Here is a 12,352-nt window from a genome sequence, read left to right as displayed (position 1 = left end):
CGTCATAACACCCCCGGAACAGACCCCACCAGTTACAATACCGCTGACAGAAACAGGCGCCAACGTTACGCTCACGGTCGAAACTGACTGGTTGGGCCGGCGGGGCGAGCTGACAGTGTTGGCTCAGAGCGGGCAGAACAGTGTGGAGCTGCCTCCCACTGGCGACTCATATAGCGAGTGGCAGGGGGTGCTGCATCTGGATCCGATGCCACTGGGTCCCCGTGCGATCACCATCACAGCCACATCCGTGGATTCACAGCACGCAAGCACGGTGGTACGCACCGTCACGGCGGCTGATGTGACTATGCCTCGCCTGACCGTCAGCCATCCGACGCTGGGAGGCAAAGTCCCGCTCGACAGCTCCCGCGATGTGAACCTAACCGGATCGTGCAGCGACACCCAGAGCGGCATGCGTGGAAAAGCCTTTGTAAAGGTATCGCTCGCACCCGATGGCCCGTTCGATGAGGCCCGCCCCGGTCAGTCGGGCGATTTCTCACAATGGTCGGCGACGGTCAAAGCGCCGGGTCTGGGCCCCTTCACCGTGTACCTCCAAGCCTCGGATGATGCCGGCAACACCACCGATGTCCTTTTCTGGCCGCTGGAGGGGATCAGCGACTACGTGCCGGCATCCCTGCCCGAGCGAATCAGCGACACCGAATACCTCGCCGCACTGATGGCGTTCGCCCGTGATGTCGTGGTCAAGCCCGGTGGCCAGATCACCTCGGCTGACCTCACCGTGACGCTGCAGCAGCCTGTGGATCGAATGAGCCAGCCGCTGAGCGCAGCGGCCAGCGCCGGCCTCCTTCCCGTCAACGAACTCCGCCTTCCGGTAGAGCTCCTAAGGTCCCGGGTCGCCAGCGCGGGAATTCCGCAAGATCCTGCTGGAGACACCGAATACCTGCAGACCGCATACCGGACGCTACTCTCCGGCGCCGGCACAAGCTATGACGAGATAAGACTTGCCCGCGGGGCCRACACCACGTCAAGGCGTGCCCTGGCGGCACGGCTGGGTCTGACGCTGTACGGGCCGACGGGATCGGCAGACGGTAGACCCGATCAGCTGGACGCCCTCACCCTGGACGGAGCCGCACTGACGGAGTCAGAACTGGAGCGTCTGTTCGGCCTGCCGCAAACCGCCGCAGGGCTGGACCCTCTGCGCTCGATCCAGCAGCCGCAGTTTCTCACCTGGCAACTGACCACCCAGGCTTCGCAGTGGCAGATCGAGGACCTCAGCCCTCCCACCCCGCGCGCCTTCGCAGTCCTCGTCGACCCGGATGTGATCACCACCTCTGACATTCGGGCTGGCAGTACGCTCGTTGCCCGTATCGAGCAGCTGCTAAAGGCCCGCGTTGACCTCCTGGCCGCGGCTCAGGGGAGCCTGACAGCCGCGGTGGCCGGCACCACCGATCCAACAGACAAGCTCGAGGCCGTATTGGCCGCAGGCCTGCCCCATGGCACCCAGCAGATGCTCTCCAGTTGGCAAACTCAGGACGCCCAAGGCATAGACATCAGCGCCTCCCTGGCCGCAGCCGGACTCGACCGTACCGGCTTCCTGTATCTGCTCAACCTTGCGTCGCTGGCGTCGGTTGCCCAACCCACCGTCCAGGAGTGGGACGACGCGGTGCAGGTGCTCACCGGGGCATTCCGACGGCGCCAGTACGCGGAGTGGCTGCCGGAGGAAAGCGGCATTGTCCTCTCACCCGAATTCTTCACCGTCGGTCAAAACGTCCCTGACGTGGGGGTCCTCCGCATCCACCCGGGCGCCCGGACCGATTGGAACAGCACGCTGACCGCCAGGGCCATGCGCCGGCAGAACCTCATTGCCTCCTCGGCCGCTCTGGTGACAGCCGCCGAGCAGCGTGCCCTTCCTGTTCTAAGGAACGCGCTGCTCGCCGATGTGCAAACGACACTCAGCGGAGACGCTGGAGAATACCTGACCGGTGAGTATCAGGTCGACTTCCGCTCCGGCGGAGCGGTCACCACGACCCGTACGGGGCAGGCGACAGCTAGCCTGCAGACGCTACTCGAGCTGGTCCGATCCGGGGATGTCAGTGCGGCCTCACCGGCACATGGTTGGACGCTCGGGGACACTCGCGCCTTCGACGCGGCTTGGCGATGGATGGGTGGAATCGATAGCTGGCGGCAGGCGACGTCCGCGTTCCTGTTCCCGGAAGCGGCGMTGGACCCTGAAGCACTGGCCCTCGCCACGCTGGACCCCGCCGCGCCGGAGCCCGTCCCGAGCCCCAGCCCTGACGTTTCACGCGATTTTCAGACTCTGGTGACGGGTCTTCAGGATTTGGCAAGAGATGCCGCCCCTGCAGAAGTCCTTGAGAAAGTGACGACGTATTGCGGCGCACGCTCCTCGTGGCTCAAAGAACGGGTTCCCCCGGTGCCCGTTTTTCCCGACAAATGGAGCTACGGCAGCGGCCGCAACCGGGATAATCAGGAGCTCCTCGCGACGTGGTCGAATGCCGTGCAAGTCTATGACAAGGACGGCCCCGCTGCCGCGCGGGAGATATTTTGGGCTGTACCAATGCTGGCGGCAAGGAGACTGCTCGCGGCAGGTCATTATCAGGATGCGATGGACTGGTTGTGGGTCGTATACCYATACAACGATCCACAGGCGGTGTCCATCTACGAGCGCATCAACGATGAAGGCGACACGCCGCCCACCCCGCCTGACATGACCTTCCCGCCGAACTGGACCAAAGATCTCAACCCCTTTCACCTCGTCGACGCCCGGGGCGGCAGGCCCGCGCCCTACCTGCGCAACACGCTGCTGACAATCATCACCGGCCTTATCGACTACGGCAACAGCGAGTTCAGCGCCGACACCGACGCCTCACTCGGGCACGCCCGCACCCTCTACCTCACCGCCCAGGGACTGCTCGCCCATCCACGATTCGAACCAGTGAAGCCGTCCGGCCCCGGCGAAGCAGCCCTTGCGCTGCCGCAACTGGACATCCTAGCCACACGTGTCAAAACCCAGCTGGCCAAGCTCCGCCAGGGCCGGAACATCGCGGGCCTTCCCCGGCTCGTGGCTGGAGCCTCCAGCAGCAACAACGCCATCCGCCAGCCCACCCCTTACCACTTCAAAATCCTGCTCGCCCGCGCCCAGCAGATGGCGCAGCAGGCCGGACAACTCGAAGCACAATACCTGTCCCTGCTGGAAAAATACGACGCCGGAACCCTCAGGCTCAGTGACGCGCGGTTCGCGGCGGGCCTGGCCGACCTGCAATCAAAAGTGCACGACGCGCGCGTGCAGGACGCCGACGACGCCGCAAAAGCCGCCTACACGCAGAAAACCAAGGCCACACTGATGGAGGCCACCTACAGCCGACAGCTGGGAGCCCCCCCGAACCAATACGAAACCGCACTGCTGGACCAGTATGGGCAACTGCGCGACCTGCAGGACGTCGTCTCCGTCGCCAACGGCGCCATCGGCATCGCCCAAGCTGCCGCCAGCGCAGCTAGCCTCGATTCGTTGATCTTCAGCTTCGGAGCCAAAGCCGCTCTCGGGGGCATCCAAATTGCCGGATTTGGAGTCAAAGCCGGAGCGGAGATCCTCATCAATGACTTGCAGTCCCAGATGCAGGCCAACCAGCTCAGGGCCGGCATTGAGACGCGGCGCGAGGAGACTGCCATTCAGCAGGCGTCGGCGGCCCAGGACGTGCTGGTAGCCACCGCCCAGCAGAGGGTCGCCAAAGACCAGATGACCATCGCCAGGGCCGAACAAGACGTGTCTACCCGACAGAACGAACAGGCAAAGTCGACGCTGGCGCTCCTGACCAGCCAGTTCACCACCCCCGACCTTTACCTGTGGATGAGCGACACCCTCGGGTCGGTTTACCGGTACTTCCTTCAGCAAGCCACGTCCACGGCGCGCCTGGCGCAGGACCAACTCGCGTTCGAGCGCGCCGAACCAGTCAGGACCTACATCGGCGTCGACTACTGGAAAGCACCGCAGGGCGGCCGCAAAGCGCCCATCACGGACACCAAGGGCATGACCGGCGCCGAACTGCTGGCCCAGGACCTGCTGCGCCTGGACCAGTACGCGTTCTCAACCGATGAGCGGCGGCTAAACCTGTCCCAAACGTTTTCCCTCGCCCAGATCCTACCGATGGACTTTCTGCAGTTCCGCCGTAYGGGACAGCTAAGCTTCGCAACACCTATGTCTTGGTTCTCCCGGGATTTCCCCGACCACTACCAACGGCTGATCCGCCAGGTCCACCTCAGCCTCGTTGCCTTGGTACCGCCCGATCGCGGCATCCGCGCCACCCTGAGCAACACCGGAATCTCGAAGGTAACGACACCGGGCGCATTCGGATCTTTTACCGACGTCGTCCTGCGCCGGGACCCCGTGACAGTGGCGGTAACCTCACCGTTGAACGCGACCGGTGTTTTCGAACTGGACCTGCAGCCAGAGATGCTCCTCCCCTTCCAAGGCAGCGGGGTCGCGACACAATGGCAGTTCAGCCTGCCAAAGGCGGCCAACCCGTTCGCGTTCTCCAGCATCGCCGACCTGCTCGTCCGGATCGACTACACCGCACTGGCCGATCCGGACTACGGGGCCCTCGTTACCCGGGAGCTGAACGCGAACCTCGACCGGTCTTCCGATTGTGTGTTCAGCCTGGCCCGCGACTTCCCCGACCAGTGGTACGAGCTAAACAATCCCGGCCCGGACGGCRCCCGCAGCACCACCCTGACCCTCTCACGCAACGATTTCCCGGCAGATCTTCAGGGGCTGCTGACAACCCAAATTGCAATCGGTCTGTCCACTGCGGGAACGGACCCGGTACCGCAGATCCAGGTCTCACTCAGCCGGACTATCGGCGGCACTCCGGTGGGCGGCAGTACGGAAACGGACGGCAGCGGCATCGCCAGCACCCGGCGCGGCGCTCTCGCCTGGTCGCCGCTGACCGGAACCGATCCCACGGGCAGTTGGCAACTGTCCCTGGGAGCGACGGCCGGACCGCTATTCACCGCCGGCCGGGTTGAGGACCTGCTGTTCGTCATCAGCTGGCACGGCCGCGCACCCGCATGGCCCACCTGACCCCAACTCACTTATGGGTGGAGGAACAAAATGAGAAGCCGCTCCAATGCCGTCGTGGTTCCGGTGGCCAGTGCGGGTCATGCCGGGCCCTGGTTCAGTGATGCAGTTCCTCCAAGGCGCACACGGGGGCTCGAACAGGCCTTGAACCGGGCCCTTGGCCATGCCGGCACGCATGAGGTCTACCCGTGGCTTAGTCCGTGGCTCCGGGGCGTCCGGTGAGCGGACCGGAAGCGGGCGGAATCAGTGTTCCCAAGGGTGGCGGGGCGCTGGCCGCGATAGGCGAAACCTTCCAGCCCGACCTGCACACCGGTACCGGGAACCTGACCGTCCCTATTGCCCTTCCGCAGGGACGGACAGGACTGACCCCATCAATATCCCTGGCCTACAGCACGGGGGCCAGAAACGGCGCCTTTGGGCTGGGCTGGACCCTCGGCATACCGCAGGTGGCCCGGCGCACGGACCGAGGCATCCCACGCTACGATGACGCGCTGGATACGTTCGTGCTCTCCGGTGCTGAGGAACTGGTGCCCGTACCGGCCGGCAGTGACGCCCCGGCGGCGGGGGCCGTGGGGACGGTGAGCCGTTACCGGCCCCGGACCGAAGCCGGGTTCGCCCGCATCACCCACGTGACCGGTAATAACGGGGACTACTGGGACGTCCGCGCGAGCAACGGGCTGCGCAGCCTTTATGGCACCCCCCGGCCGGCGGACGCCCCGGCTGACTGGGTCGATCCCACCATAGTCGCCAACCCTGCCGGTGGAATCTTCACTTGGCTGCTGAGCCAGACGAGTGACCCGCTGGGCAACCGGATCAGCTATACCTACCGCCCCGACCCGACGGGTAGTCCGCAACGCTATCTGGCAAATGTGCGGTACGCGGACTACGGCGACAAGGGGAACCCGGCATACCTGGTCAGCGTCCGCATCATCTACCAGGACCAGGACCCGGACGGGCCCGTGCAGCGACCCGACCCGTTCTCGGACCGGCGGCCCGGCTTCGAGCTGCGCACCACGCTGCGGGCCAAACGCATCGAAATCTGGACACAGCCTGGGACCCCGGTGCTGGCCACCAGCATGAGCCTGGACTACGTCGATGAAGCAGGAACGCCCCCGGGTAACGGGGTCTCGCTGCTGGGCCGGATCCAGGTCCGCGGTCACGACGGCGCCGCGGAGCAGACCCTGCCGCCGCTGGAGTTCACCTACAGTGACTGGGATCCGGCCTCCCGCCGGTTCCGGCTGCTGGACCCCGTCCTCCCGCCTACCCCGCTCGGTACCGGCGGCCTGGAACTGGCCGACGTGTTCGGGGACGGTCTGCCGTCCCTGCTGCAGCTCAACGGAACGGCCCGCTACTGGCGCAACCGCGGCGGCGGCCTATTCGACCTGCCCCGTTCCATCGCTGACGCACCGGCCGGGGTTTCCCTGGATCAGCCCGGAACGCGCCTGGCCGACCTGAACGGGGACGGCCGGCCCGAACTCATCAGCTCTTCGGCGACCCGAACAGCAACCTGGTCCCTGGCCGCCCCGGGTGACGTGCCCGGAGCGTCGGCGGGCTTCGACCCGTCCAGTTACACGGCCAGGACCGCCCCGACATTCCCACTGACGGATCCTCAGGTCCGGCTGCTCGACCTTGACGGGGACCACCAGGCGGACCTGCTGCGCGGAGGTAACCCGCCTATGATGGCCCACGGTGACGGCCGGGGCGGGTTTAGCGGCCTGCAGCGACTGCCGGCATCATCCGACCTGCCGGCCCTGGACTTCACCGACCCGCGGGTGCAAACGGCCGACATGACCGGAGACGGGTTGACCGATATCGTCTTCATCAACAACAGGTCGGTGATCTACCGGCCGAACCTGGGCTATGGGCGGTTTGGGCCGTGCGTGGCCATGAGAGGTGCGCCTGACTTCAGCGACGCCGGCTCTTACACCCGGACCGGGTTCGATCCCCGCCGGCTGCTGGTCGGTGACGTGGTTGGCGACGGCACCGCTGACGTGCTCTACATCGGTGACGGCAAGGTCACACTCTGGGTCAACCAATCGGGCAATGGTTTCGCCGCCCCCGTGATCATCCGTGGAACCCCGCGCATCAGCGACCTGACCGCGGTACAGCTGGCCGACCTAAACGGTGCCGGGGTGCCCGGCATCGTGTGGTCAGGGGTCGGGCCGGAGAATCGGAGCGCTTTCCTCGACCTGACAGGCGGGGTCAAACCCTACCTGCTCATCGGCGTCGACAACCACGCCGGGGCGGTGACCACGATGTCGTACGCGACCTCGACCGCCTACGCCACCGCGGACCGGACCGCCGGGTGCCCGTGGCGGACCACCCTGCCGTTCCCGGTCCACGTGGTGGCCCGTGTAACCACACATGACGCGTTCGCCCAAACGGTCCTGAACAACGTGTTCAGCTACCACGAAGGTTATTGGGATCCCCGGGATTGGGAGTTCCGTGGGTTCGCCCGTGTCGAACAGACCGACACCCTTCTCCCTGTCACGCCTGAACCGCTGCCCTCGGTGAAAATTGAACCGCTCGACCCGCTGGCCGCCCGCACGGGCGTGCCGGCAGGATTTGATCCGGCGGTCGCCGGTAATCTGCTGGCCAACTTCAGCTTCGACACCCCCTCCGTCGGCGGCCCCAGCACTCTGACCACGACCGTCGACCACCCGTCAGGTGGTGGCCCGTCAGCTGCCGATTCCTGGACCGTCTGGAACAACGCTGCGACGACCACGACGACTGACCTGCTGGCCTCAACCCTGCCCTACGGCCGGGGTGGGTCGATGGTGCACGTCACCACCGGAGCGGGCGGCTGCGGCATCGTGCAGACCTTCCTTCCCGCGCACACGGGCCCCGCCCGAGTGATCGCCTCGGCTTGGATCCACGTGGTGCGGGGCAGCGTGATGATTGGCACCGGCGACCGGGGGGGTACCACCAGCGATGCCGTCTGTGCCGACACGGGCCGATGGATGCTCGTGGAGGCCGGCAACCGGAGCTCCCCCGGTAGTGAGATCGTCATCTACTCGGCAAGCGCAGACGGGGCCGAATTTTACGTTGATCACGTGTGGGTCCGGGTACCCTCAGGACCGTCAGAGCCCGTGGACGGCGCGCCGGTGCGCATCGTCACGTGGTTCCATCCGGGCCCGGTCGGCCCGCCTCACGGAGCTCGGCAAGAGCTCGATTTCAGCGACGAGTACTGGCTTGATGATCCGCCCCTGGCCGGGCATGTCGATTACACCGAGCTGCCGGATGGGCTAAGGCACCCGCCGCTCCGCGAAGCGGTCCGGGCGATGCGCGGCCGGATACTGCGCACAGAAACTTACGCCCAGGACGGCTCTGCCCGCGCCGGGCGCCCTTATGAGGTACACGATAATGCCTATCAGGTCGCGCCGGTCCTTGACGGCCGCAGCCCCGACGATCCAGGCTGGCGGGCAACGCCCGTGGTAACTGCCCGTCCCACGCTGTCCCGGTCGGTAGTGTGGGAACGCGGTTCCGATCCCATGACCCGGCTCGTGCTCACCGGCGGCCACGACGGCTACGGCCGCCCGCATGCAAGCGCAGACATTGGCGTTCCCCGCGGCAGAAACCCCCGCGGCCCGGGTGCTGCCTGCCTGGCCACCCTCACCGTCACTGAGTACGCAACCCGTGACGACGCGGAACTGTACATGATTGACCGGGTAGCGCGCACCGCCCGGTACGAATGCGACGACGACGGGAACGGACCCGTGCTCGCCTTCGGGCTAGCCGCACTCACCGGCGCCACCAACACCAGCCTGCGCGGACTCGAGCTCTCGTACTATGACGGTGAGGCCTTCACCGGCCTAAACTCGGGCCAGCTGGGCGACCACGGGCTCCCAATGCGGACCGAACACCTCGTCATCACCCCGACGCTGCTCACCGAATCCTGCCAGCCCGGACCCAACGGCACCGCCATCACACCCCCGCCCTACCTCAGCCTCGATGGGAGCGCTGCCCCTGATGACTGGCCGGCAGACTACCCGGCCGCCTTCCAGCAGGCCCTCATCGGCGCCCCCGACATCCGGGGCGCGCACCTGGGCTACATCTGGCACGCTGATGGCGGAGACTACATTGCCGGCTACTATGCCCAGACCTCCCGGCTGAGCTACGACATACACACCAGCCCCGACACCGGCCGCGGCCTGATCACAGTCTCCCGGGGCCCCTACGGCGGGGACACCGCCACCAGTTACGACAACTACCAACTGCTGCCGGTCAGCTTCACCGACCCGGCCGGCCTGACCAACACCGCGGAATACGACCGCCGGCTCTTGAAACCGACGCGGGTCACCGACCCCAACGGCAACCGCACCGCCGCCGGCTACACCCCGCTCGGGCTGCTCGCGTTCACCGCCCAGCTCGGCACGGACGGAGCCTCCGAGGGCGACACCCCCGAGCAGCCCGCGGCTTACTACGAGTATCACCTGACGGCATGGGACGACACCGGACCCACAGGGAGTCCCCCCACCGGCGCCCGCCAACCCATGAGCGTCACAACCGTGAGGCGGGTCGAGCACCGATGGACCATCGTGGACCAGGAGAATGCGCGCCGCACCGCCGCGGGCCAGTCACCCCTGACCGACCCGGAAATCGCCGCCCTGTTCGGTCCGGACGAGCAGACCAGCCACCCGGAACGGTTCATCCACACAGTCGAGTTCAGCGACGGACTGGGACGACTCCTACAGACCCGGGCCCAGGCCGACGATCTTATTATCGATGACCTCGGTCTCATCGATGACCCGGCAGTGCCCGTCGGTTCCGTCACCGGCCATCTCGAAGCGGAATCCCCGGCAGTCGTCGTCAGCGGCTGGACCGTCTACGACAACAAAGGGCGGCCCGTCATCGGCTACGAACCATTCTTCGACACCGGCTACAGTTACCACCCACCCGGCGACCAGAAGCTCACGTCACTTGCACGCACCATCCGCCACTACGACCCCCGCGGCCTCTGCATACGCACCGTCGCACCCGACGGCAGCGAAACCCTCACCGTCCCCGGCATCCCCACCGGCCTCGGCGACCCGTCCGGCGCCGAACCGACCCCATGGGAAAGCTACACCTACGACGCCAACGACAACGCCGGCCGCACCCACCCCACGGTCAGCCTGGCCTTCTCCGAGCACTGGAACACTCCCTCCAGTGTCCTGTTTGACGCGTTCGGCCGGACCGTCACTACCACCGCCCACACCGACACCGAGATACTGGTCGCCACCACCGGATACGACATCGATGGTCGCCCCCTTATCGTCACCGACCCACTAGGCCGCCCATGCGCGGCCACCTTCTACGACCTTGCCGGCCAGCCATGGCGCACATGGCTTCTGGACGCCGGCACCACCCACACCATCCCAGACGCAACCGGAGCCCCGGTCGAACAACGAGACGACAAGGGAGCGATCACGCTGGCCGCGTTTGACCCGGCCCACAGGCCGTCGCATAGCTGGGCCGCCGACCGTTCGGGACAAACACCCACGCTGCGGATCGTCACCATCTACGGCGACGACCCGGCCGGCGCCGGGCTAACCCTCGAACAGACTCGCGACGCCAACGCCCTCGGGCAGCCTGTGCTCACCCTGGACGAGGCCGGCGCACAAGCCTTCAGTGGCTACAACATCGAGGGCAAGCCAGCGACCGTCACCCGCCGCATCTTGCGCCCGGACCTACTCATTTCCACCCTCCCGGCCCCCGGGAGCACCGGCGGTGGGTGGGACAAYACCAGCTACGCCGTGGACTGGCAACCCGCGAACGGCGAAAGCTACATCGCGCATGCGGACACCCTGCTCGATGGAGCAGCGTACCAGACTGACAACGTGTGGGATGCGCTCGGACGCGCAACCTCCGAGACCGGCCCGACCGACGCGGCCGGAAACCGCACCCGTTACGACTACAGTTACGGCCTGAGCGGCGGAATCACTTCCATCACCCTGGACGGCACCCACTACCTACGAGCGGTCGCCCACGATGCCCACGGCCGCCGCCTCATGGCTCACTTCGGCAACGGACTGGTCCTGCGCTTCCGGTACGACCCGCGAAGCTTTCGCCTCTCCCGCCTCCACACTGCGCATGCCATGCAGCCCACTCCCACCGACTGGGCGCCCGACGGCCCTGCGCTCCAGGACCACACCTACCGCTATGACCTCGCCGGCAATCTCCTAGTCCTGGCCGACCGGACCCCCGAATGCGGCATCCCCCCGGCCAACCCGAACGCACTCGACCGCAGGTTCAGTTACGACCCGCTCTACCGTCTAACAACCGGCACGGGGCGCGAAACCGACACCCTACCCGATCAGCCATGGCTGGAAACACCCCGCAGTCCGGACATTAACCGCACCCGCGCGTACACCGAAACCTACAGCTACGACCCGGTCGGCAACCTCCTCAACCTAAGGCACGCCACCGACGCTGCAGCAACCGGCGCGTACACGCGCACCTGCAACCAGGCCGATGGCAGCAACCGGCTGACCACGATGACGGTCGGATCCTTCACTGCCGGGTACAGCTACGACCCCACTGGGAACATGACCGCCGAAACCACCAGCCGGCTGTTCGAATGGGACCACGCCAACCGGCTCGCCGCCTACCGCACCCAGGCCGGGCCGGAACCATCCGTCTATGCCCAGTACCGCTACGACGCCTCCGGAACGCGGACCATCAAGCTCGTACGCAACCAGAACGGGCCCAACACTGTCACCATCTACATCGGTGCGGGATTCGAACGAACCCTCTACACCCGGCCAGCTGCTGGCACCACCATCCACGACACACTGCACATTCTCGACACCGCCACTGGGGTCGCATCGATCCGCCAGAGCGACCCGATCCCCGGCGACACCATGCCGCCAATCACCTACACACTGTCTGACCACCTCAGCAGCAGCACCCTCACCGCTGACATAACAGGCGGGCTACTCAACCGCGAGGAATACACCCCGTACGGAGAAACCTCCCTCGGCAGCTACAAACGAAAGCGGTACCGCTTTGCTGGCAAGGAGCGCGACGAAGAAAGCTCGCTCACCTACCATGGAGCACGCTACTACGCCCCATGGCTCTGCCGGTGGACCTCCACCGACCCGCTCCCTCGGCCGCCGCAACCAGGCTGGCAGTATTCCCAAAATAACCCGATGGTGATGGTAGATCCAACAGGGGCCCAGGAAGTTAGATCAGAGCCGCCCCGCCCCGCACTCACCGACTCTTCAGAGAATACGCCATCCAAAACAGAGAATACCCTGCCTAGAACGACGGAAAGAGGGGGCTTCCTTAAGAGGTCCGACCTTATATCTGACCCTTTGGGAG

2 protein-coding genes are annotated in these 12,352 nt (G+C 66.0%); both read left to right on the top strand.

The window, feature by feature from the left end:
- Positions 1-187: 187 nt before the first annotated feature.
- Positions 188-5,053: a Tc toxin subunit A-related protein gene (locus AC1D1W_RS17515; protein ID WP_476944354.1), complete on the top strand. Its 4,866-nt coding sequence runs from the start codon at positions 188-190 to the stop codon at positions 5,051-5,053.
- A gap of 215 nt (positions 5,054-5,268) precedes the next feature.
- Positions 5,269-12,352, top strand: a 7,084-nt coding sequence (locus tag AC1D1W_RS17510) for a SpvB/TcaC N-terminal domain-containing protein (RefSeq protein WP_476944353.1), incomplete at its 3' end; no start/stop codon positions are given.

The organism is Arthrobacter sp. P1_B4 (genome assembly GCF_056406555.1).
The sequence above is the reverse complement of the archived record's forward strand: the minus strand, read 5'-3'. Positions and strand labels throughout refer to the sequence as shown.